Source organism: Companilactobacillus miaonis (assembly GCF_036913615.1).
GTDB lineage: Bacteria > Bacillota > Bacilli > Lactobacillales > Lactobacillaceae > Companilactobacillus.
Map to the genome: position 1 here is coordinate 148947 of NZ_JAYKTX010000007.1, position 22198 is coordinate 171144.

General features: G+C 37.6%; 25 protein-coding genes. 22 read left to right on the forward strand and 3 right to left on the reverse strand.

Annotated elements, in window-relative coordinates; translation table 11 throughout:
* Positions 1-42: 42 nt before the first annotated feature.
* The 13 genes from U8521_RS07690 (at position 43) to U8521_RS07750 (ending at position 10095) form a co-directional block, all read left to right on the forward strand.
* Positions 43-876, forward strand: a complete 834-nt coding sequence (locus U8521_RS07690; protein ID WP_334331720.1) for an energy-coupling factor ABC transporter ATP-binding protein — start codon at positions 43-45, stop codon at positions 874-876.
* On the forward strand, positions 852-1700 hold the full coding sequence (locus U8521_RS07695) for an energy-coupling factor transporter ATPase (RefSeq protein ID WP_334352354.1): 849 nt from the start codon (positions 852-854) through the stop codon (positions 1698-1700). The genes U8521_RS07690 and U8521_RS07695 overlap by 25 nt, the downstream gene beginning before the upstream one ends.
* A gap of 2 nt (positions 1701-1702) precedes the next feature.
* Complete coding sequence (locus U8521_RS07700; RefSeq protein ID WP_334352355.1) at positions 1703-2500, forward strand: energy-coupling factor transporter transmembrane component T family protein; 798 nt, start codon at positions 1703-1705, stop codon at positions 2498-2500.
* Between the two features lie 3 nt (positions 2501-2503).
* The gene (truA, locus tag U8521_RS07705; RefSeq protein WP_334352356.1) at positions 2504-3253 is read left to right on the forward strand and encodes a tRNA pseudouridine(38-40) synthase TruA; all 750 of its coding nucleotides are present in this window, start codon (positions 2504-2506) and stop codon (positions 3251-3253) included.
* A gap of 127 nt (positions 3254-3380) precedes the next feature.
* A complete protein-coding gene (rplM, locus tag U8521_RS07710; RefSeq protein ID WP_334331716.1) occupies positions 3381-3824 on the forward strand; it encodes a 50S ribosomal protein L13 in 444 nt (147 codons plus the stop codon).
* Positions 3825-3837: 13 nt separating this feature from the next.
* Complete coding sequence (gene rpsI / locus U8521_RS07715; protein WP_010018559.1) at positions 3838-4230, forward strand: 30S ribosomal protein S9; 393 nt, start codon at positions 3838-3840, stop codon at positions 4228-4230.
* A 92-nt stretch (positions 4231-4322) separates the two neighbouring features.
* Positions 4323-4883, forward strand: coding sequence for a GNAT family N-acetyltransferase (locus U8521_RS07720; RefSeq protein ID WP_334352357.1), 561 nt, complete (start codon positions 4323-4325; stop codon positions 4881-4883).
* Positions 4843-5469 (forward strand): RpiB/LacA/LacB family sugar-phosphate isomerase, encoded by a 627-nt coding sequence (locus tag U8521_RS07725; RefSeq protein ID WP_334352358.1) that lies wholly within the window; start codon positions 4843-4845, stop codon positions 5467-5469. Before U8521_RS07720 ends, U8521_RS07725 begins: the two co-directional genes overlap by 41 nt.
* Before the next feature lie 47 nt (positions 5470-5516).
* Positions 5517-5756 carry a hypothetical protein gene (locus U8521_RS07730; RefSeq protein WP_334352359.1) on the forward strand — a complete coding sequence of 80 codons (240 nt, stop codon included), beginning with the start codon at positions 5517-5519 and terminating at the stop codon, positions 5754-5756.
* 207 nt (positions 5757-5963) lie between these two features.
* Positions 5964-6455, forward strand: coding sequence for a hypothetical protein (locus tag U8521_RS07735; protein ID WP_334352360.1), 492 nt, complete (start codon positions 5964-5966; stop codon positions 6453-6455).
* Between the two features lie 17 nt (positions 6456-6472).
* Positions 6473-7828 carry a PTS cellobiose transporter subunit IIC gene (gene celB, locus U8521_RS07740; protein ID WP_334352361.1) on the forward strand — a complete coding sequence of 452 codons (1356 nt, stop codon included), beginning with the start codon at positions 6473-6475 and terminating at the stop codon, positions 7826-7828.
* A 24-nt stretch (positions 7829-7852) separates the two neighbouring features.
* Positions 7853-9283 (forward strand): 6-phospho-beta-glucosidase, encoded by a 1431-nt coding sequence (locus U8521_RS07745; protein WP_334352362.1) that lies wholly within the window; start codon positions 7853-7855, stop codon positions 9281-9283.
* Positions 9284-9366: 83 nt separating this feature from the next.
* Positions 9367-10095, forward strand: a complete 729-nt coding sequence (locus U8521_RS07750) for a GntR family transcriptional regulator (RefSeq protein WP_334331709.1) — start codon at positions 9367-9369, stop codon at positions 10093-10095.
* Positions 10096-10372: 277 nt separating this feature from the next.
* On the opposite strand, the gene U8521_RS07755 is transcribed toward U8521_RS07750, so the two are convergent.
* Positions 10373-11473 carry a YdcF family protein gene (locus U8521_RS07755; protein ID WP_334352363.1) on the reverse strand — a complete coding sequence of 367 codons (1101 nt, stop codon included), beginning with the start codon at positions 11471-11473 and terminating at the stop codon, positions 10373-10375.
* Positions 11474-11596: 123 nt separating this feature from the next.
* On the opposite strand from U8521_RS07755, the gene U8521_RS07760 reads away from it, so the two are divergent.
* The 4 genes from U8521_RS07760 (at position 11597) to U8521_RS07775 (ending at position 14309) form a co-directional block, all read left to right on the forward strand.
* Entirely contained in the window at positions 11597-12421 is an 825-nt protein-coding gene (locus U8521_RS07760) for an HAD family hydrolase (protein ID WP_334352364.1), read from the forward strand.
* Between the two features lie 2 nt (positions 12422-12423).
* Positions 12424-12927 carry a macro domain-containing protein gene (locus U8521_RS07765; RefSeq protein ID WP_334331706.1) on the forward strand — a complete coding sequence of 168 codons (504 nt, stop codon included), beginning with the start codon at positions 12424-12426 and terminating at the stop codon, positions 12925-12927.
* A 194-nt stretch (positions 12928-13121) separates the two neighbouring features.
* A complete protein-coding gene (locus tag U8521_RS07770) occupies positions 13122-13916 on the forward strand; it encodes an SDR family NAD(P)-dependent oxidoreductase (protein WP_334352365.1) in 795 nt (264 codons plus the stop codon).
* A gap of 36 nt (positions 13917-13952) precedes the next feature.
* Positions 13953-14309 (forward strand): DUF1516 family protein, encoded by a 357-nt coding sequence (locus tag U8521_RS07775; protein ID WP_334352366.1) that lies wholly within the window; start codon positions 13953-13955, stop codon positions 14307-14309.
* Positions 14310-14518: 209 nt separating this feature from the next.
* Here U8521_RS07775 and U8521_RS07780 read toward each other — a convergent pair whose 3' ends face one another.
* The gene (locus U8521_RS07780; protein ID WP_334352367.1) at positions 14519-16270 is read right to left on the reverse strand and encodes an ABC transporter ATP-binding protein; all 1752 of its coding nucleotides are present in this window, start codon (positions 16268-16270) and stop codon (positions 14519-14521) included.
* 16 nt (positions 16271-16286) lie between these two features.
* Positions 16287-16937, reverse strand: coding sequence for a MarR family winged helix-turn-helix transcriptional regulator (locus U8521_RS07785; RefSeq protein WP_334352368.1), 651 nt, complete (start codon positions 16935-16937; stop codon positions 16287-16289).
* Between the two features lie 237 nt (positions 16938-17174).
* On the opposite strand from U8521_RS07785, the gene rpsN reads away from it, so the two are divergent.
* The 5 genes from rpsN to U8521_RS07810 all read left to right on the forward strand — a co-directional run bounded on the left by rpsN (position 17175) and on the right by U8521_RS07810 (position 22116).
* Entirely contained in the window at positions 17175-17444 is a 270-nt protein-coding gene (gene rpsN, locus U8521_RS07790; RefSeq protein ID WP_135373968.1) for a 30S ribosomal protein S14, read from the forward strand.
* A gap of 4 nt (positions 17445-17448) precedes the next feature.
* Positions 17449-17556 carry a putative metal homeostasis protein gene (locus tag U8521_RS07795; protein WP_167849825.1) on the forward strand — a complete coding sequence of 36 codons (108 nt, stop codon included), beginning with the start codon at positions 17449-17451 and terminating at the stop codon, positions 17554-17556.
* Positions 17557-17645: 89 nt separating this feature from the next.
* The gene (locus U8521_RS07800) at positions 17646-19175 is read left to right on the forward strand and encodes a YfcC family protein (protein WP_334331700.1); all 1530 of its coding nucleotides are present in this window, start codon (positions 17646-17648) and stop codon (positions 19173-19175) included.
* 165 nt (positions 19176-19340) lie between these two features.
* On the forward strand, positions 19341-20726 hold the full coding sequence (locus U8521_RS07805; RefSeq protein ID WP_334352369.1) for a class II fumarate hydratase: 1386 nt from the start codon (positions 19341-19343) through the stop codon (positions 20724-20726).
* Between the two features lies 1 nt (position 20727).
* Entirely contained in the window at positions 20728-22116 is a 1389-nt protein-coding gene (locus U8521_RS07810) for a flavocytochrome c (RefSeq protein WP_334352370.1), read from the forward strand.
* The last annotated feature ends 82 nt before the right edge of the window (positions 22117-22198 follow it).

Sequence of the window (22198 nt, forward strand, 5' to 3'; positions counted from 1 at the left end):
TTTTAGTTATTATATATGTAACACGTTTTGAGGAGATAAGCCTTGGAGAATATTATTTCGATCAAAAACTTAAATTACACTTATCCAGAAGCTAAGACTCAGGCTATCAAAGATGTCTCATTAGATATTGAAAAGAATCAGTGGGTTTCAATCGTTGGGAAAAATGGTAGTGGCAAATCTACTTTAACTAAATTGATTGATGGTTTAATTGAAGCTGATTCAGGTAGTATTGAAATTGATGGACAAATTTTGTCTGAAGAAAATATTTGGAATATTCGTTCAAAAATTGGAATCGTTTTTCAAAATCCAGATCATCAATTTGTTGGGGCAACGGTTGAAGATGATGTTGCCTTTGGATTGGAAAATCAAGGTATGCCCAAAGAACAAATGGTTAAAGAAGTTGATCATGCATTGGAATTAGTAAAGATGATTGATTTCAAGAAGCGTGACCCGCAATCGCTATCTGGTGGACAGAAACAAAGAGTGGCAATTGCTGGGGTATTAGCGACTAGACCTCAAATAATTATTATGGATGAATCAACTAGTATGTTAGATCCTGAAGGACGACAGACTGTTTTAGATCTGGTGAAGGATTTACGGACCAAACAAGATTTGACGATTCTTTCAATTACCCATGATATTTCTGAAACTGAATTGTCTCAAAGAATAATAGTCTTGAATTCTGGACAAATAGTTGAAGATGGAGATCCAACAACTATCTATAACTTGGGGTCTGATTTAACCCATTTTGGGCTTGAGGAGCCATTTTCCAGTAAATTGATGTCTCAGTTAAGAGATTCACTGAAGTTGCCTACAGGCTATTTAAATGAAGAGGAGCTAATGGATAAATTATGGAAATTACGTTCAAACAAGTAACACATTCGTATGATGTTAACAGTCCAGTAGCAAATCTTGGTTTGGATGATGTTTCTTTGAAGATCCAGGATAAGAAATTTACTGCTATAGTTGGTCAAACCGGTAGTGGTAAGTCGACCTTAGTTCGGCACATCAATGCTTTATTAAAACCGACTTCTGGAACGATTACAGTGGGTAAACGAGTAATTACTCCTGAAACGAATAACAAGAATCTAAAACCATTACGTAAAGATGTTGGTATGGTATTTCAATTTCCTGAAAGTCAGTTATTTGAGGAGACTGTGGAAAAAGATATTATGTTTGGCCCAATGAATTTTGGCGCGACTGAGGATGAAGCAAAAGCTGCTGCCGAGGAAACGATAAAATTAGTCGGAATGGACGCAGATTATTTGCAAAAGTCACCCTTTGATCTGTCAGGTGGACAAATGCGGCGAGTGGCAATTGCAGGAGTTTTGGCAAGTCGTCCGGAAACGATTATTCTAGATGAACCGACAGCTGGCTTGGATCCAGTTGGACGTCGTGAAATCATGGATTTGTTTAAGGGGTTGAACGAAGATGGCAGAACGATTATATTAATTACGCACAATATGGATGATGTCGCTGATTACGCAGATGAGATGGCAGTCATGAACCAGGGTAAATTAGTCGGCAGTGGAAAACCAGTCGACGTGTTCAATAATCAAACATTGCTAGATAACGATTGGTTGACACTACCTAAGAGCGCTCAATTCGCTCAAGATTTGGCCAAAAAAGGATTTGCTTTTTCAAAGTTACCAATAACTGTCACGCAATTGGCAAGTGAGATTAAACAACAAGTGAGGTAGACATGAATAAACTAATTATGGGACGATATTTGCCCGGGGACTCTTTAATTTATCGTTTGGATCCTCGTGGTAAATTTTTATTAACATTCTATTTTGTTGGAATCGTGTTTCTGGCAAATAACGTGGCTTCATATGCGTTTCTCATGGCTTTTGTATTATTTGCAGTCTACTTATCGAAGATCAACCTAGGCTTCTTTATTAAAGGCCTTAAGCCAATTATTTGGCTGATTTTGTTTACAGTTTTGCTGCAACTATTCTTTACGCCGAGTGATCATCCGCTTTGGCACTGGGGGATTTTGACTTTATCCAAAGAAGGTATGGTCATTGCTTCTTATATTTTTATTCGGTTTATTTTAATTATTTTTATCTCGACTCTGTTAACACTGACAACGACCCCAATCGAGATTTCCGACTCAATCGAGAGCATTTTGAAGCCCTTGAAGAAGGTCAATTTTCCAGTTACGCAAGTAGCTTTAATGTTGTCGATTGCTTTAAGATTTGTGCCACTGTTAGTTGATGAGACAACTAAAATTATGGATGCCCAAAGAGCTCGTGGGGTGGACTTTGGTGAAGGTGGATTGATTAAACGAATCAAGTCATTTGTACCAATTTTGATACCTTTGTTTGTCAGCAGTTTTTCAATTGCTTACGATTTAGCCATTGCTATGGAATCACGTGGTTATAAAGATGGTGAAGGTAGAAGTAAGTATCGAGTGTTGAATTGGGACAAGCGTGATAATATTACAGTCTTATTCATGGCTGTTGTAACGATTATTTTATTATTGATTCGGAGTTATTGATTTATGACGACTAGATACAAATTAACGATTGCTTATGATGGAACGAAGTTTCATGGTTTTCAAAAACAAAAAGATTTACGGACAGTTGAAGGTGTTCTAGAAAAAGCTATTACAAAAATCGCTGCCACAGGTGAAGAGATAAAAGTTTTTGCTTCAGGCAGGACCGATGCTGGTGTTCACGCTTTGGGACAAGTGGTTCATTTTGACTATCCTAGAGAACTTGACCCCGACAGTATGTTGCGGGCGATTAATACTTTGATGCCGCTAGATGTTTTAGTGAAAAAGTCTGAAATTGTCGATTCAAATTTTCATGCTCGTTTTAACGTTAAGAAGAAAACTTACATGTATCGAGTGGATCTAGGTCACTATACTGATCCATTCAAACGGTTTTACACAGGCCATTATCCATATCCAATCGATGTGGAAAAAATAAAAATTGCGTTGCAGGATGTTGTGGGAGAACACGATTTTACTAGCTTTGCGGCTGCTGGTGGCGTGATCGATTACAAAGTTAGAACTATCTATTCAGCAACAGTTGAGTATAATAAAGAGAACAATGAATTAGTTTTTGAGTTTACAGGAAATGGCTTCCTATATAATATGGTTCGAATTCTCGTCGCTACCTTACTGGAGATTGGTAATGGTCGTCGTGATGTTCATGACTTTCTGCGATTATATGAGGTTAAGGATCGTCAACAAGCTAGAGGGACAGCACAAGCCAGTGGCTTATATTTGAAACAAGTTTTTTATTAAATAATCTGTGGATAATTATTGACTTGGAGGTAGAATCCAAGTATTATTGTAACTGGTATTGTTTGCCCCACGATAAGCCCCGGAAACTTATTGAGTTGTCAAACAGACGTAGAAACTGGAGGAAATTATGCGTACAACACCATTAGCAAAAGCAAGTGAAGTTGAACGTAAATGGTATGTAATTGACGGTGAAGATGTTGTCTTAGGTAGACTTTCATCTGTTGTTGCTTCTATCTTAAGAGGTAAGAACAAACCAACTTACACACCTAACGTTGATACTGGTGACAATGTTATTGTCATCAATGCAGATAAAGTTAGATTAACAGGTAAGAAAGCTAAGAATAAGATTTACTATTCTCATTCAGATCACCCAGGTGGGTTGAAGAGCATTAGTGCCGGCGAAAAACAAGCTACAAAGCCTGAAAAATTCGTTGAAGATTCTATTCGTGGCATGTTGCCTAAGAACACTCTTGGTCGTCAAGAAATCAAGAAGTTGCATGTATATGCAGGTTCAGAACATGGCCATCAAGCACAAAATCCAGAAATGTTGGATATCAACAAACTAATTTAAGGAGGAAAAGAATTTGGCACAAGTATCATACGCCGGAACAGGTCGTCGCAAGGATTCAGTTGCTCGTGTACGCCTAGTACCCGGAAACGGAAAGATTACTATCAACAAACGTGATGTCAAAGATTATATTCCTTTTGACAATTTGATTGCTGATATGAAACAACCTCTAGATGTTACTGAAACAGCAGACAGCTATGACGTTATTGCTAACGTTAACGGTGGAGGCTTCTCAGGACAAGCTGGAGCAATTAGACATGGTATTGCTAGAGCTTTACTTGATGTTGATCCTGATTTCAGACCATCACTTAAGTCAGCCGGCTTCTTAACACGTGACCCTCGTATGAAGGAACGTAAGAAACCAGGTCTTAAGAAAGCTCGTAAAGCTTCACAATTTTCAAAACGTTAATATTATTATTTCCAGTTTTGGATTCCAAAAACATCTCTCAAATCGAGGGATGTTTTTTTGTTATATAATTTAATTAATTGAGGGGTGATAATATGAATCCACAAGATTTTTCGAGTAAGTATACGGTTAGACGACTCGTTACTAAGGATACAGAGATTATTTTGAAGCTTAATCAGAGTAATCCACTTTACTTCAAGTATTGTCCACCAGCAATTTCTCGGCCGACAATCAGACACGATATGACGGTTGTTCCACCAAATAAAAGTAAAGACGATAAATATTATCTCGGCTTTTTTGATGGCGATAATTTAGTTGCGATGATGGATCTGATTGCTAAATACCCAGATGATATAACGGCCTGGATTGGACTTTTCATGGTTGATGCAAAATATTCTGGTAAGGGAATCGGAACTAAAATTTTCAAAGAAGTTCTGAAAACTTTGAAAGATGATGGTTTTAAGCAAGTTGAATTGGCTTATGCAAAGGGAAATCCTCAAAGTGAACATTTCTGGGTCAAAAACGGTTTCTTCAAAACGGGACAAGAAGAAAAAGAAATCAATCACGACTATACGGCTGTAGTGATGGGACGTTTTTGTAGAAGGAGAAATAAAAATGAAGATTGCGGTTATCCAAGAAACTACTCAAATGAGTAAGAATAAAGCTTTATTTAAAGCGACTGAATCGGCAGCTGATAAAGCAGATGAGGTCATTAATTTTGGGGTTTTCCAAGGTGATCCGATGTTATCTTATGTTCAAGTATCGATTTTGGTAGGCTTATTATTGAATTCACAGGCAGTCGATTATGTAGTGACCGGCTGTAGTTCAGGTAACGGGATGGATATTGCTTGCAACAGTTTGCCTAATGTAACTTGTGGCTATCTACCAACACCGAGTGATGCCTTTTTGTTTGGCCGAATCAATCATGGAAATTGTGCTTCAGTTCCTCTAGGATTAAATTATGGTTGGTCAGGTGAATTAAATTTGAAGTACACTTTGGAAAAATTATTTGATGGTCCGATGAATGTTGGTTATCCACAGGATTCAGCTGATAGAAAGCAAAGGGATACTTTGATGCAGCAAAAAATCAAACAAATTGCCCAAACTAATATGGTTGATATTCTAAAAAAATTACCAACTGAATTTTTAAAAGGTGTATATATGAAAAAAGATGTTTTAGAATATATTTTTAAAAATGGTCAGAATAGTCAGCTGGTAAATTTTCTTCAAAATAATCTTTAAGAGAGATATGTTTGGTACAATAACTAAAAAGACATGGGGGAATGCAGATGTTTTGGATTTTATTAATTGCCATCGTATTAATAAATTTTTACTTTTACACTCACCACGGAAAAATAAGTCGGCAAAAAGTTGCCAATATTTTAAATGATAAGAGTATGGTAGCTGATATTTTAGAATTAGTTCGTAATCACACTGACACCAAACAAATATTAACTTTGTTGCGCAATAAGTACCTTTTGAATACTAAAGAGGCTACGGCGGTTTTGAAAGGTATCAAGGAAAGATAGTGAAAAGTTATTCACATGTTAATAACTTTTTTGCTAGTTAAAGTTAAATATACAATCGTATTAACGCAATTGTCCTAAAATGGATGATTGCTTTTTTTGTGAAATTGAAGAAACCGTTTACAAAAGATACTTAATTTGATATCATGAACTCATTCGAACGAGTACTCATTCGAATGAGTAGCAAAATCTGAAAGGAGGATTTATTGTATGGTGTCACCGAAGCCAACCAAAGAGTTAAGCGGAGGGCAAAAATTGAGTCTAAAGAGTATGTATTTTAATCGCTATTTGGTTTTCCGATATCTCACCGCAGTTTTTTTCTTTACGAACTTATATTGGTTAATCATCTCAATTGGAACTGGTGGTTACACTTGGATCATTGCGGCTAGTTTACTGTTTGGGGCAGGATTAGTTACGATTGAACAAGTGAAAAAATATTGGAAACCAGATAATACTCTGACCATTACACACATTTATTATTGGGCCCAAATCGTGGTTAATTTGCTTTTGATTGTCAGTGTGGCACTTGGTCAACGGACTTGGTTCTTTCCATTCTTAACTGATCAGAGTAACGGCTGGTTAATGGGATTTTTAGCTATGGGGATAGCTATTAGTGCCTTACTAGAATATCGAATTTACCTGATTGAACACAACCGTGATCGCTATTTACAACGTATCAAACAATTTTCGGCAAGTTTATAAAAGGGGTGTAGATTTCCATGGATGACAGTAACAACAAGCTATTTCAATTTTTAAACAAGCATTTGATGGGACCAATGGGGAAACTAGCGCAATTTAGAATCGTTCGCGGAGTTATGGCTGCTGGTATGGCAACAATTCCTTTCACGATCGTCGGTTCCATGTTCTTGATTATCAGTGTTCTACCACAAAGTTTTCCTGCTTTGACAGGATTCTTCAGCGTAACATTCGATAAAATTACGCCATTATACATGCTAGCTAACCAAGCTACAATGGGGATTTTGTCACTTTATTTCTGTTTAGTATTCGGATATGAATATACTAAGATTCAAGCACAAGAAGAAAAGATTTCCATCAATCCATTAAACGGGGCACTACTTTCAATGATGGCCTTCTTCATGTGCCTACCAGAATTAGTTTTCAAAGATGGAGCAATGACACTTGTAAATATCATCAATAAGGATACGAAAATTATTGATGGATGGGAAATGGCAGGTGGTGTCACGCGTCTAGGTACTACAGGTATCTTTACAGCTATCATCATGTCCATCATCGCTGTTAAATTGTATGCACTTTGTGTTAAACGTAACTGGACAATTAATATGCCAGAAACCGTTCCAGCCGGAGTAGCCCGTTCATTTACCGCTTTGATTCCAACTGCTGTAATTGCTTTAACAGTTATTATAATCAATGGTGCTTTAGTAGCCATGAACACCGACATTTACAAAGTTGTCGCAATTCCATTCGGTTTTGTTACTAACTTAGCTAATACTTGGGTCGGTTTACTAGTTGTTTACTTCTTGATGCACGCACTTTGGATCGTTGGTATCCACGGAGCTACCATCGTTACATCGTTCTTAACACCAATTGTTCTATCAAACATGGTTGTTAACCAAAAAGGTGGTAACATTCCATTCGCTGGTGAGTTCAACAACTGTTTCGTAACTATCGGTGGTTCTGGAGCAACATTAGGAATGGTAATTTTCATTGCTTTCTTTGCTAAGTCAGCTCAATTAGGAGCTTTAGGAAAAGCTAGTATCGTACCAGCATTCTTTAACATCAATGAACCGATTTTGTTCGGTATGCCAGTAGTGTACAATCCATATACAGCCATTCCGTTTTTCTTAGCACCAATGGCTTCAATGTCAGTCGCATACTTTGCCATTAAAATGCACATGGTAAATCCACCGATTGCACAAGTTGCTTGGCCAACTCCACTTGGTCTATCTGGCTTTATCGGTTCCGGTGGTGATTGGCGAGCCTTTGTTTTAGCTATCATCTGTGCTTTGATAGCTTTCTTGATCTGGTTCCCATTCATCAAGTTTTATGACAACAAACTTTACACAGAAGAACAAAATGCAGCTGTTGCTGCTTAATAAATAATAGGAGGATACATTTTTATGACAGGATTTCCAAAAGGATTTTTATGGGGTGGCGCCGTTGCCGCTCATCAATTAGAAGGGGGCTGGGATGCCGGCAATAAAGGAGTTAGTATTGCAGATGTGATGACCGCTGGTGATAACGACACTGCCCGTGAGATCACTGATGGAATAATTCCCGGCAAAAATTATCCTAACCATGAAGCAATTGATTTTTATGGACATTACAAAGAAGACGTTAAATTATTCTCAGAACTCGGTTTGAAGTGTTTTAGAACCAGTATTGCCTGGAGTCGAATTTTTCCAAATGGGGATGAGGATAAGCCTAATGAAGCTGGTTTGAAATTTTATGACGACTTATTTGATGAGTTACACAAATATAACATCGAACCAGTCATCACTTTGTCCCACTTCGAGATGCCTTATCATCTTGTTAAAGAATACGGTGGTTGGCGTGATCGGAAGATGATCGACTTTTTCGTTAAATTTGCCAAAGTCGTTTTCAAGCGTTACAAAGACAAAGTTAAGTACTGGATGACTTTCAACGAAATCAACAACCAAACTGGTTTGAACGAATGGGGATTATTCACAAATTCAGGAATATTAGTTCAACCAGGTGAAGACGCTGAAAAATTGATGTACCAAGCTGGTCACTACGAATCAGTCGCCAGTGCAATGGCAGTTCAAATTGGACATGAAATCAATCCTAATTTCAAAATTGGTTGCATGTTAGCCATGGGACCAACTTATCCCGCAACACCAAGTCCAATGGACAACCTCAAAGCTCAACGCGCCATGCAAGCTAACTACTGGTTTGCGGACGTGCAATGCAAAGGTAAATATCCTAACTGGTTGAAGAAATATTTTGAACGTAAGAATTTTGATCTGGATATCACGCTTAGTGATTTGGATGTCATAAAAGCGGGTGTGGTTGATTACATTGGCTTCTCATATTACGCCTCACACGTGATTGAAGCTGACAAGAACGAACCAGCTGACTTGATGACACCAACTAAGAATCATGAAGTTAAGAATCCAACCCTAGAACGTTCTGATTGGGGTTGGGAAATCGATCCGGTTGGCTTGAGATACGCCTTAAACTGGTTCAGTGAAAGATACGATTTACCACTCTTCATTGTTGAAAATGGTTTGGGAGCCTTTGATAAAGTTGAAGATGGTAAGATTCATGATCAATATCGAATTGATTATTTGAGAAAACACATTGAACAGATGCGTTTGGCCGTTGAAGTCGATGGAGTTGATCTGATGGGCTATACTCCTTGGGGCTTTATCGATTTAGTCTCGGCAGGAACTGGCCAAATGGATAAGCGTTACGGTATGATTTACGTCGATAAAAACGATGCTGGAGAAGGTACTTTGAAACGCTCCAAGAAAGATTCGTTCGATTGGTTCCATAAAGTGATCGAAACTAATGGTACAGACCTTTCTTAATGTTGTATCATAATAATGATTATTAAAGCGTATCCTCAATTAATAATGGGATGCGTTTTTTATTTGGAAAGGAAAATCAAGTAATGCCAAAGAAGTTGGATACAAATACTTTGATTAAAAAAATTATTACTGAAATCGAATCTGGCGTTTTAGTAGATAACAATCGGAAATTGCCTTCAGAGCCGGTGCTAATGGAAAAATTCGACGTTACTCGTTACACTTTGCGTCAAGCTTTAAAACAGTTGAGTGAGATGGGTTACACATATCAAGTCCACGGTGTTGGTACCTTTGTTCGTCATCAACAATCTAGTGACTCCATTGCCTTGGAACACGAAGGTGGTCTGTCAGCGGAAATGAAACGAATCGGTCGTGACTTGAAGACGGACAAGGCTTCTGAAAGAATAATTCCAGCCTCAGAAGCAAATTTTCTACCACGAGCCCATCATTTCAGGGATGATGAAAAATTAATTGATATCAAACGTTGGCGGTCATTAGATGGTGAGCCTTATTTGATGGAACATTCGTATTACTTACAATCGATCATTAAAGAAATTCCTCAGGAATCACTTTATGGTTCAGTTTTTGAATATTTTGAAAGAAGTCGTAATACGCAAATTGGCTTTATCGATCAAACGATTATGGGAGCTCCATTGCCTCAAGAAGCAGCTGAATTTATGGATATGCCAAGTGGGTCACCAAGTCTGTTGATGAATGATGAATCGTATTTAATCAACGGCGAATTATTAGCTTTTTCAAGACAGTATTATAACTACAAGATGACGAAATTATTCTTGATCAAAAAAATTCATTAAAGGTAAGAATTATTTGATAGCTATGCTCAACAATTTAGTGAAGTAACTGGTTATTCTTACAATCAAAACAAAGCTAAACGAATTGTGATTTACACTAAGCGAAAATTATCGTAAAAAAAGAGCTTGGGACATAACTATTTTTTACTACTAAACTTGCAGTATAAACGCGGAACATAACATAGCTTTTCCGCTTAAAACAAATAGCACCGAGTAATCAAGAAAGATTACCCGGTGCTATTTGTCTTAATACTCGAATGACCCTGTTATGTCCCGCTCTTTATTTGGCCATAATATTTGTATAGATAGTAATAGCAACCATCAATAAAGTGAGAAGAAGGATAATTGAAATGACAATCATATGTCTCTTCTTGTGCATCAGTAGGACGGCTACGAATTCACGGATCAAAGCATTTGGTAGAAAATAAAATCTAGTTGGTGCACCGACCCCATTTGCGGCAATTCCGGCTAATTTGGCATACAAGCCAGCTCTAAAAATATGATAGTTATTACTGAAGAATTTGATTTTAGCTGAATTTGAACCAAAATCTTCTTCGATAATTGCCTTTGAGAACTGCATGTTTTGTAAGGTGTTCTTTGATTTGTCTTCTAAGATAACGAAATTTTTGTCCCAACCGTGTTCGATTGCGTAATTGGACATGGCTTTGGCTTCTGACAGTTTCTCATCTTTTCCCTGGCCACCGGAGAAGACGATCTTTGGTCGTTTTCGGCCTTTAGCAACTTGTTTATCCGCAAATTTCATGGCGGCATCGATTCGGTTTCCCAAAAGTCGTGATACGGTATCGCCATTGATCAAGCCAGCTCCTAAAACAATTAAATAGTCGGCTTGGTATCCTTTGGGGAAGAATTGGTACAAGAAGACGTTGACTAAGAAATTATATGAACAAAGAATCAAATATGCACCGATGAATGGTAGACCACTGATTAAAGTATTGAACCAATCTGGTAAAAAGGTACTGTGTCGACTAATGAATAAGTTTGCAAACCAGAGAATAACTAGAAAAATACCTAAGAACAATGTCAACATATTGGATAAGGTGTGACTTTCCCGTTTCCAAACGATGAAGGCGTTCCACAGTAATAAAATCCACATCGAAATCATAATTAGAAATATTATCCCTAGGATAAATAAAAAGATAAGTCCCATCACGATGATGAAAGGTTGATTGGCGGTACTGAAGATTAGGACTGCTAGCTCGAGTAAAAAGCTAAAGAAAAAAATTGAAAAGGTAATGCCATTGATTAAACGCCGTGGTTCCCGTAACCACATGAACAAGAAAATCCCCAACATGACTAAGGTTACGACTCCCCAATATGCAGAAGTTTTCTGCAACGCGTTTAAATAAAAAGCCTCATTCATTAAACCACCTCTATAATATAAATATTCCCATACAATCAGACTAATTCTATCATAGCTAGAAATTTATTCAGAATGTAAAGCGCTTTAATTACTATGTTATCCTTAAAGAAGGTGGTGAAAATAATGGCAGTGAAATTGATTTTAAGTGATATTGACGGAACGATATTAGATGATCAAAACAGAATCGACAGTAATTTGAAAGATTGTATCAAACAATTGAATAAAAAAGGAATTCCCTTTATCTTGGCTTCAGCACGTTCACCCCAAGGAATGTTGGCGCTGGCTAAAGAATTACAAGTGTTGGACAATCCAATAGCTTGTTATAACGGTGCCTTAGTCGTTAAAGATTTACAGGAGAATGACTATACTACCATTTTGAGCCATGAATTAGACCGTACAGAAGTTGAAAATATTTATGAATTGTTGAAACAGAGATTTCCTCAAATTTCAGTTAATTTGTATTCTGGAGCAACTTGGTACGTGGAAAAAATCGATAAATGGGTTAAAATTGAAGCAGATATTACTAAGTTAGTACCTATTGAAGCCGATTTAAAAAATATTATCGTAAATTCAGAAATTCCAATTCATAAGTTACTTTTGATTGGTGACACTGATCAAATTACGAGTGTTTTAAAATTTTTCCAAGCAAGGTTTTCTGAGAGTGCCTTTTATTTATCAAAAGATAATTATATGGAAATCACTAATAAACAAGTTTCTAAAGAGATGGCTCTGCGCGAATTAGCAAATTTTTACAATTTAACTTTGAGTGAAACGATGACATTAGGAGATAATTTCAATGATGTGCCAATGCTTGATTTAGCAGGTCTAGGTGTGGCAATGGAAAATGCTCCAGCTGGGGTCAAGAAGTTTGCACAAGTGGTGACGAATAGTAATAATCAGAATGGAGTTTCTTATGCGATTAAAAAATATGCGTTGAAGGAGGAATAGAATTGTCTAAAGTTACGATTATTCGGGCGGATATTGCTAATTTGCCGTTTCGAGTTGATGCAATTGTTAACGCTGCCAATAATAGATTAATTCCAGGTGGTGGCGTCGATGGGGCATTAAATAGAAAAGCTGGTCCTAATTTGAAAAAAGATATGTTGGCTTTTAATGGCACCCCAACAGGAACAGCGGTTTATACGAATGCCTATAATTTAAAAGCGGACTATGTTATTCATGCGGTAGGCCCCCGTTATGTTGATGGTCATTCCGGAGAAGAAGCACTGCTGACGAGTGCATATAAAGCAGTGATGGTTTGGGCTAAAAGGTTGAAGCTTTGGACGATTGCCGTGCCATTTTTGAGTACTGGAGTGTACGGTTATCCTCTATATGAAGCTGTTTGGATCGCCATTGAAACGATAAAAAAATCAGATGCGGATACCGAAGCATTTTTGGTGGCATTTGATAGTCGGACGGAAGATATTGCTAAAAGCATTTTGGAAGAAAATTAATTGATAATGAAGTAAAATATAATGGTACGAGAAGAAGATACCTAATTAATATCTTCAACCACAAGTTTGAAGCTGACCAGTAATGGTTGGCTTTTTTATTAAGAGAAAGTGATAGGCACTAAAAAGTACGTACTAGTCAAAAATATCTATTCGTCTTATATTATGAATACAAATTACATTTTGGAGGATAGATAATGGATCTTCATTTGACACATAAGTTAGCTTTGATCACTGGTTCGACTAAAGGAATCGGTAAAGCAATAGCTACGGAAATGGCGCGTGAAGGAGCTGACGTGATCATCAATGGTCGAAACGCCCAAGAGGTTATTAAAGTCGTAGCGGAATTGCAGCAACAATTCCCACAAACTAATCCTCAAGGTGTGGCTGCTGATTTGGCTAAAGCAGCTGACCGTGAAAAAGTTTTTGCAAAATTTCCAAAAATTGATATTTTGATCAATAACATGGGGATTTTTCAACCGATGGATTACTTTGATATTAATGATGACACTTGGGAGAAATTTTTTAGGGTCAATGTTTTGGCTGGAAATTCCTTGGCAAAATTCTATTTACCTAAAATGCTTGAGAAAGATTTTGGTAGAATCATCTTTATCGCTAGTGAGGAGGCAATTATGCCTTCTGGAGAGATGCCTCAATACAGTATGACAAAATCGATGAATTTATCATTGGCAAAGAGTTTGTCAAAATTAACGGTTGCTAGTCACGTGACAGTTAATACCATCATGCCGGGATCTACTTTGACCGAAGGTGTTGAAAAAATGTTGGAGGATATGTACGGCAACAGCAATCTGCCTAAGGAAAAATGGGAAGCAGATTTCATGAAGCATCATCGTTCCCGTTCACAGATTCAGCGTTTGATTCGTCCGGAAGAAATTGGTCGCTTCGTCTCGTTCGTAGCTAGTCCAGACGCCTCATCATTTTCAGGTGAAGCTTTGAGGTTAGACGGAGGCCTAGTTCCAACTATTTTTTAAAGTAATGTTATGATGGACTTCTTAGGAGGCGTCGAAATGGTTTGGCTTTGGACACATTTATTAACGTGGATCGTAATGGCAATCATGATTTTGTTAGCTATCTTTACCAGCACGCACACAAAAATTTACGAAATGATCACCCGACTAGCTTATGTTGTGATAATCGTAACAGGAATAAAACTCGGAATTAGAGCTTGGTCAGTTGAACCGACCTTATTAATAATAAAGATCTTGGTAGCTTTGGCCTTTATTGCTTTAGTAGAAATTGCTTTTGCCAAAAAGGACCAGAAAAAATTATCTAATTCATTGATAGTGACAGTGATAGTATTATGCATAATTGTAGCGGTGTTAGGTTTCTTCTTAGCCGGATGGTATCCATTTGTACGACATTAGAAAAATAATATTTAATACAAAAACAGCATCTTTTCCCGATGTATATGAATTTTAACCACATATATATGGGAACAGATGCTGTTATTTTTGTTATTGAATTTATTCAAACCCCGAATAGTTTTGATTTTATTATGAATAGAAATCCTATCCATTTAATGATTTACGATATTAACTGCAAAGAAACGGAGGACGTCAATCAAACACCAAAATTAGTTTACCATTTGTTCATTAACATATTGCGCATACAAATCGTGTTTTTGCATTAACTCTTTATGGGTGCCGTGGCCAGTAACTTGACCATGTTCGATGAAGTAAATTTGATCTGCGTCAATGATTGTTGAAAGTCGATGTGCGATAACTAGAGTAGTTCGACCAATCATCAATTGATCTAAAGCACGTTGAACTTTTTCTTCAGATTCTGAATCTAAACTTGCGGTAGCTTCGTCTAACATCAAAATTTTTGGATCTCTTAAAAAAGCTCGGGCGATGGCGATTCGTTGCTTTTGACCACCAGACAATTTAACACCACGTTCGCCGATTTGTGTTTCAAGCTGCTCTGGAAAATCTTTGACGAAACTGTCAGCGTAAGCTAGTTCTAAACCATGCCAGAGTTGTTCGTCGGATAATTTTTCAGATAATCCATACTGTAAATTGTCACGAATCGAGCCAGCAAAAACGGCACTATCTTGAGACACATAACCAATCTGTTTTCGCCAATTGGCAATTTGAACTTGGTCGATATTAGTTTCACCGATACTGATCTGACCACTGTCTGGTTGATAAAAACGCTCTAGTAACGAGAAAATAGTTGATTTACCGCCACCACTTGGACCAGCAAAGGCAATAACGGTGTTAGGTTTTGCCGTAAAGGAAACGTCGCGAAGAATTTGGTGATCTTGGTCGTAACTGAAATTCAAATTGTTAGCTGTCAAAGTCTTTCCTTCGACGTCGAGTTTTTCACCATGGTTGACTTCGGGCTTGGTATGAAGGATTTCTTGGATTCTTTGTGTAGAACCCATCGCTTTTTGAACTTGGGAGAAGAAAGTTGCAAAGCTTGCCACGGGTGTGATGATGTTGAATAAATATAGTAGAAAAGCGACTAGAGAACCACTACTTAATGTACCTTGTTGAATTCGAATGGCTCCGTAACCTAGAATTCCGACAAAAACTCCCAGCATAACGGTAGTCATGATTGGCTGAAGAATAGCTTCAATTTTGGCATCTTTGATACCAACTGTAAAAATTTTCTCAATGAAAGATCCGCCGGTCACTTTTTCAAAATTTTCACCATTGCTGGCTTTAATCAAACGGACTTCGGATAACTTTTCACTGACGTCAGCATTAAAATCTGCAGTTGCAGCTTGAAGTTTACGTCCCAATTTGGACATGATGCGGCCAATCGATAGCAAAATTAAGACAACGATGGGGACGATACTAAACATCAACGAAGCCATTTTCCAGTCCATAAAAAACAAAATAACCATTGAACCTACTAATTGAATCGCTCCAGTGATGAAATTGGGAAATTGAGCGGTGATCAAGTCTTTGATAACACTAGTATCATTGACGAGTCGGGATGAACTCTCTCCTGATTTGTGGTCATCGAAGTAGTTGACAGGGAGTTTTAAAAGATGTTCCCAAAGCTTTTCACGTAGAGTTTTGACGGAGCTTTCACCGACATAACGGAGAATAAAGCCCCCAATCGTACCAAAACCTAGTTGAATGATGAACATCAAGATTAAAATGATTAACATTTTGCTATTGAATTTGGAAAGTCCACTGGCATCGACTAAATTTTTAGTCAATTGGGGGACAATCAGACTGGCACCACTGGTGATCAAACTGAGCAACATTCCTAAGAAAAACAGTACTTTTTTTGGATTAACACTATTGATCAACTTTAAGAAATCTTTGAAATTGAAGTTTTCCTTTTGCTTAGGTGTTTCTAAATCATTTTGCATATTTTAACCTCAGTTTTTAAAAGTTGTTTCCAAATCTAAAATCACGGCGAAAATTATTGCGGTGATCGTGTCTGTGTGGGGAACAGCCAAAAGGCATCCCGTGCATATTTTCACGCATATCATGTCGCATTTGAGCAATTTCTTCAGGGGATAAGTCGTGATCGGCATGCATCATTTGGTCACGCATTTGCATCATGGCTTTGAAACGGTCGGTTGGATCGACAAATTTGTCAGCGTTTTGCTTGAAGTCATCGTCCCATCCGTCGGAAATTTTTTGTAAATATTGACTGAATTGAGCTTTTTCTTCATCATTTAAGCCTGCTAAGAATTTCTCACTATAACTAGCGTTTTTTAAAGCTGCATTCTCAAGCGCTTGTTTTTTCCCTAATTCAGTTAGGTAAACTAATTTGCTTCGTTTATCGTTAGGATCTTCTTGGCGTGTGATCAAATCTTTTGTTTCCATTTTTTTCATTAATTCAGCGACTGAACTTGGGCGTAGATCCAAGATATTAGTTAAATAGTTTTGAGTTAGACCATCTTCTAATTGGAGAACGGCTAGGACACGTTGTTGACCAGTTAGCTTTTGTTTCTTCTGGCTCATGAAATAGTTGGCAGCTTCACTGATATAGCGTAATTGTTTCATTAAATCATCTGTAATTTGACTCATAATTAAATTCCTCATTTCTGTATTTTAAAATTGTTTCGGTACCGAACTTTATTTATGAATTGAATTATAGTTCGGTACCGAAACATTGTCAACTGTTTTTGAAAGAAATATTTTTATGCCAAAAGTTAATTTGATTGACTTTCTTGCAAAAGTTATTTAGTATGTAAATGGTAAAAATTATCATTTGTGACGATAAAATAAAACAGCATTATAAATTTTTATTAAAGAGGCTATATTATGGCAAAGAAATCAAAGATTGAAAAAAACAAGCGTCAAGAAGAATTAATCGCTCGTTATGCTAAATTACGTAAAGAATTGAAGGCTAAGGGTGACTACATCGCACTTTCTAAATTGCCTAGAGATTCTAGTCCAGTTAGATTAAAGAATCGCGATTCACTCGATGGACGTCCACACGCATACATGCGTAAATTTGGTATGTCACGTTTGAACTTCAGAAAACTCGCACATGCTGGTCAAATTCCAGGTGTCAAGAAAGCTAGTTGGTAAAATAATGGAAAAAATGAATTTGGCAACTGCCTATCGTAATTTAAAGAGTCCTAACTTGAAGACTCGCAAGCGCGCTTTGAGAGCAATTAAGGATAGTAAGAAGAAAAATTAGAAAAATAATGTAGTTAAAGGTAAACGCTTTCTTTCTCTGATATAATTAATTGGTAAAACACTTAATAATGGGAAAGAGAGGGGACAGACATGGCTGGTACGAAGAAGAAAAAACATAGTTTTCCGTCTGCGTATACTGTTATCGTTATTGTTCTAATTTTAGTTCAAGCTCTGACATTCTTTATTCCATCAGGTAAGTACAGTACTTTGGAATATGACTCAGGAGCTGATAAGTTCGTCATTACTGAAGCATCTGGTAAGACGAAAAAAGAAAGTGCGACACAAAAGACCCTTGATAAATATAAAATTAAGATCAAGGTCTCAAAATTTAAAGATGGTACGATTTATCGCCCAGCTGCGATTCCGAATACCTATCACCAAATCAAAAAACCAAAACGTGGAGTATTAGGAACGATTAATCAGTTCTTAACTTCACAAGTTCAAGGAATCGTTGACAGTGTTGACATCATCGTCTTTGTTTTAATTCTCGGGGGAGTTATCGGAATCGTTAACGCTACCGGGGCAATGGATTCAGGGATGATGCGCCTGTCCGAAAAACTGAAAGGAAAACAAAAATGGTTGATCGTGATTGTTACCTCACTGATTGCTTTAGGTGGAACGACTTTTGGTTTAGCTGAGGAAACAATTGCCTTTTATCCAATTTTGATTCCAATCTTCTTGCTGGCGGGGTATGATACCTTGACGGCAGTCGCGGCAGTGTACCTAGGAACGGCAATCGGGTCGATGAGTTCGACTATCAATCCGTTCTCAACTGTTATTGCTTCAAACGCTGCCGGAATCAATTTTACTGACGGTTTGCCAATGAGAGTGTTGATGTGGTGTGCGGCTGTCGGTATCTCAATTGTTTACACGATTCATTATGCTGAAAAAGTTCGTAAGGATCCTTCCAAATCACTAGTTGCTGATCAAGCAAAGGAAGATAAGGAACGTTTCTTAGGAGATATGGACTTATCGACCAAGAGTGATTTCTCAATGCGTCAAAAGCTCTCACTGATTGTTTTTGCACTTGGCTTTGTAGTCATGATTTATGGAGTTCAGCAATTAGGTTGGTACTTTACGGAAATCGCGGTCGTCTTTTTAGCCGTAACTTATATTTTGATTTTCATTGCTGGTTTATCGGAGTCCAAGTTCGTTGATAGTTTTGTTAACGGAGCTAGAGACTTGCTCGGGGTTGCTCTGACAGTTGGTTTAGCTAGATCAGTTGGTATCGTGATGGAAAAGAGTTTCGTCAGCGATACGATCATGAATTACTTTAGTGACAAGATCAGTGGCATGAATAGTGTATTATTCATTTGTGTATTGTTCTTCGTCTACATCGTGTTAGGATTCTTTATCCAATCGTCATCAGGTTTAGCGGTACTTTCAATGCCAATCATGGCGCCACTTGCTGATGTGGTTGGAATCGACCGGGCCTTGATCATTAATGCTTACAACTGGGGTCAAGGTTTGATTGGTTTGATTGCACCGACGGGACTTATTTTAGTTTCACTGTCGATGGTAAATGTTGGCTTTGATAAGTGGATTAAATTCGTGACGAAACTGTTGATTATGATAGTTGTCCTAATTTTAGTATTTTTAAGTGTTGGTGTTTTATTATAGAGAGTGAAACAAGCCGGTTAGACTCAGACAGATAGCCTGACTTGTGTAACTCGTTTTGATTAGAGAATAAATTAAAGTCGTTGGTAAATTTTGCCAGCGATTTTTTTGTTTGCAAAGAGTTAGTCCGCTATAATTAAACTAACAATTTTGGTTTGGAGGAAAATTATGTCAGATTATCGAATTGAAGAAGATACCTTGGGAGCTGTAAAAATCCCGGTAGATGCACTCTGGGGGGCGCAAACACAACGAAGTTGCAATAATTTTTCTACTGGTGCAAAAATGCCTTTGGAAATCATCAAAGCGCTTTTGCAAATAAAAAAGGCCGCTGCTATTGCTAATAAGCAGGCCGGCGCACTCAGTGCAGAGAAATCTGATTTAATCGTCCAAAGTATTGATCAACTATTGAAATTGCGTGATGGGGATTTAAGAAAAGACTTCCCATTAGTAATTTATCAAACGGGTTCGGGAACACAGACGAATATGAATGTGAATGAAGTTGTTGCTCATGTGGCTAGAAAGATCAATCCTAAATTAGAGATTTTACCTAATGATGACGTCAATCTTGGTCAAAGTTCAAATGATATTTTTCCAACAGCAATGAATATTACAGCTGCCTTGGCAGTGGATAAGTTGGAAGAATCTTTGTCACATCTAATTTCTGAATTGAAACAAAAACAATCTAAATATTGGCGAGTTGTCAAAATTGGTCGCACGCATTTACAAGATGCTACTCCACTAACTTTTGGACAAGAGGTCAGTGGCTGGGTCAGTATGTTGGAGCATGACTTGGATTATTTGCAAAAATTGAATCCAACGTTAAGTGAATTGGCAATTGGTGGTACTGCTGTTGGAACTGGCTTAAATGCTGCTCCAGGTTTTGCAGATATGATTGCAGATAAGATGACGACGGTTTATCAACATGAATTTACTGCCAAAACTAATAAATTTTATGGATTAGCCGCACACTCAGGTCTGAATGTAGTTCATGGTGCAATTAAGACTTTGGCGAGTGATTTAATGAAAATTGCTAATGACGTTAGATTTTTGGCTAGTGGACCAAGATCTGGTTATGGTGAATTGAATATTCCTGCTAACGAACCCGGCTCATCAATCATGCCAGGAAAAGTTAATCCAACACAAGCCGAAGCTATTACTATGGCCGCAGTTCGTGTGATGGGGAATGATGTTGTAGTTAACGTTGCTTCCAGTCAAGGAAATTTTGAAATGAATGTTTATAAGCCAGTTTTGATCAGTGCCTTTTTGGAATCGGCTGAGTTATTGAGTGGCACAATTTTAGGATTCTCGGACAAAATGATTGCCGGATTAACTGTTAATGAAAAACGAATGACCCAATTAGTTGATCAATCACTGATGACCGTTACGGCTTTGTCACCACATATTGGTTATCATGCGAGTGCTGAAATTGCCCAGCTTGCTCAACGTGATGGCACAACTTTAAAAGCTGCCGCGGTTAAGTCAGGCTTTGTGACTGCTGAGCAATTCGATCAATGGGTCGTGCCAATTGATATGACAAATATTGAGGAGAAATAAAATGGCGAAGAAATTTATTTTTACACCAACTAGTTTGGATCAATTAAAAGAAAAATATGATGTGATCATCATCGGTTCTGGAGCTACTGGTTTGACAAGTGCAATTCAAGCTTATGAGTTGGGACTGTCACCAGTGATTTTAGAAAAAATGGATAAATTAGGTGGTAATACGACGCGGGCTTCTTCAGGAATGAATGCGGCCGAAACTTCTGTTCAATTGAATCATCATATTGTGGATAGTTTTCAAGAATTTTACGATGAAACGTACCTCGGTGGCGGTAAGAAAAATAATCCTGAATTGTTGAAATTTTTCACAGAACATGGTGCCTTAGCCATTGATTGGTTAGCTCAACATGACATTCATCTGGATGATTTAACAATTACTGGGGGAATGAAAGTTATGCGGACGCATCGCCCTAGTTCAATGGCTCCAATCGGGGGCTTTTTGATCACAGAATTGTTGAAATTAGTCGCTAAAGATGAAATTCCTGTCTTCGATAAAGTAAAAGTCGATGAATTGTTAATGGAAAATGGTAAAGTCACTGGTGTCAAAGCATTTGCAGAACAAGAAATTATTATCCATAGTGATGCTGTGATCCTAGCTACAGGCGGATTTGGTGCTGGCAAGGACCTCTTAGCTAAATATCGCTCGGATCTATTGAAACTACGTACGACTAACCAACCAGGTGCGACGGGTGATGGGATTGAATTAGCACAAAAAATTGGTGCCAAATTGGTCGATATGGATCAAGTTCAAGTTCATCCAACTGTGCAACAGGACACACCACATGCATATTTGATTGGTGAAGCTGTTCGTGGTGAAGGTGCTATTTTGGTCAATAATTCGGCTATGCGTTTTGTAAATGAATTAGATACTAGAAAGAATGTTACTAAAGCGATTGATGATTTAGGTGGAACTGGAGCTTTCTTGATTTTTGATAGCCAGATTCGTCAAAGGGTGAAAGCTATTGAATTTTACGATCACGTTGGTTTAGTCAAAACTGGCCAAAACTTATTGGAATTAGCTGAAGAAATAAAGGTTGATCCACAAACTTTACAAATGACGGTGGATAAATGGAATTTTGCGTTGGATAAGAAAACTGATGTCGACTTCAAGCGAACTACCGGAATGGAACGTGGAATTAAAACTGGTCCATTTTTTGCAATTCATATTGCTCCAGCGGTCCATTACACAATGGGTGGCGTTGCAATCAATGCTAAGACACAAGTATTGAATGAGAAAAATCATATTATTAAAGGCTTGTTTGCTGCTGGAGAAGTAGCTGGTGGTTTGCATGGAAATAATCGTATTGGTGGCAATTCAATTGCTGAAACGGTCGTTTTTGGTCGTCAAGCTGGTCAACAAGTTTTCAAATATTTAAATAAGTAATTGATCAATTGTGGGATGAATTAGGTATTTGCCTGATTTATTCTGCTTTTTTGTTTTTTCGACTAGTAGTAGAATGGATTGT

Excerpts from the sequence above, each read along its gene's own strand:
- U8521_RS07695 (WP_334352354.1), top strand. The coding sequence starts at position 852 with ATGGAAATTACGTTCAAACAAGTAACACATTCGTATGATGTTAACAGT.
- U8521_RS07700 (WP_334352355.1), top strand. The coding sequence starts at position 1,703 with ATGAATAAACTAATTATGGGACGATATTTGCCCGGGGACTCTTTAATT.
- truA (WP_334352356.1), top strand. The coding sequence starts at position 2,504 with ATGACGACTAGATACAAATTAACGATTGCTTATGATGGAACGAAGTTT.
- rplM (WP_334331716.1), top strand. The coding sequence starts at position 3,381 with ATGCGTACAACACCATTAGCAAAAGCAAGTGAAGTTGAACGTAAATGG.
- U8521_RS07720 (WP_334352357.1), top strand. The coding sequence starts at position 4,323 with ATGAATCCACAAGATTTTTCGAGTAAGTATACGGTTAGACGACTCGTT.
- U8521_RS07725 (WP_334352358.1), top strand. The coding sequence starts at position 4,843 with ATGAAGATTGCGGTTATCCAAGAAACTACTCAAATGAGTAAGAATAAA.
- U8521_RS07730 (WP_334352359.1), top strand. The coding sequence starts at position 5,517 with ATGTTTTGGATTTTATTAATTGCCATCGTATTAATAAATTTTTACTTT.
- U8521_RS07735 (WP_334352360.1), top strand. The coding sequence starts at position 5,964 with ATGGTGTCACCGAAGCCAACCAAAGAGTTAAGCGGAGGGCAAAAATTG.
- celB (WP_334352361.1), top strand. The coding sequence starts at position 6,473 with ATGGATGACAGTAACAACAAGCTATTTCAATTTTTAAACAAGCATTTG.
- U8521_RS07745 (WP_334352362.1), top strand. The coding sequence starts at position 7,853 with ATGACAGGATTTCCAAAAGGATTTTTATGGGGTGGCGCCGTTGCCGCT.
- U8521_RS07750 (WP_334331709.1), top strand. The coding sequence starts at position 9,367 with ATGCCAAAGAAGTTGGATACAAATACTTTGATTAAAAAAATTATTACT.
- U8521_RS07755 (WP_334352363.1), bottom strand. The coding sequence starts at position 11,473 with ATGAATGAGGCTTTTTATTTAAACGCGTTGCAGAAAACTTCTGCATAT.
- U8521_RS07760 (WP_334352364.1), top strand. The coding sequence starts at position 11,597 with ATGGCAGTGAAATTGATTTTAAGTGATATTGACGGAACGATATTAGAT.
- U8521_RS07770 (WP_334352365.1), top strand. The coding sequence starts at position 13,122 with ATGGATCTTCATTTGACACATAAGTTAGCTTTGATCACTGGTTCGACT.
- U8521_RS07775 (WP_334352366.1), top strand. The coding sequence starts at position 13,953 with ATGGTTTGGCTTTGGACACATTTATTAACGTGGATCGTAATGGCAATC.
- U8521_RS07780 (WP_334352367.1), bottom strand. The coding sequence starts at position 16,270 with ATGCAAAATGATTTAGAAACACCTAAGCAAAAGGAAAACTTCAATTTC.
- U8521_RS07785 (WP_334352368.1), bottom strand. The coding sequence starts at position 16,937 with ATGAGTCAAATTACAGATGATTTAATGAAACAATTACGCTATATCAGT.
- rpsN (WP_135373968.1), top strand. The coding sequence starts at position 17,175 with ATGGCAAAGAAATCAAAGATTGAAAAAAACAAGCGTCAAGAAGAATTA.
- U8521_RS07795 (WP_167849825.1), top strand. The coding sequence starts at position 17,449 with ATGGAAAAAATGAATTTGGCAACTGCCTATCGTAATTTAAAGAGTCCT.
- U8521_RS07800 (WP_334331700.1), top strand. The coding sequence starts at position 17,646 with ATGGCTGGTACGAAGAAGAAAAAACATAGTTTTCCGTCTGCGTATACT.
- U8521_RS07805 (WP_334352369.1), top strand. The coding sequence starts at position 19,341 with ATGTCAGATTATCGAATTGAAGAAGATACCTTGGGAGCTGTAAAAATC.
- U8521_RS07810 (WP_334352370.1), top strand. The coding sequence starts at position 20,728 with ATGGCGAAGAAATTTATTTTTACACCAACTAGTTTGGATCAATTAAAA.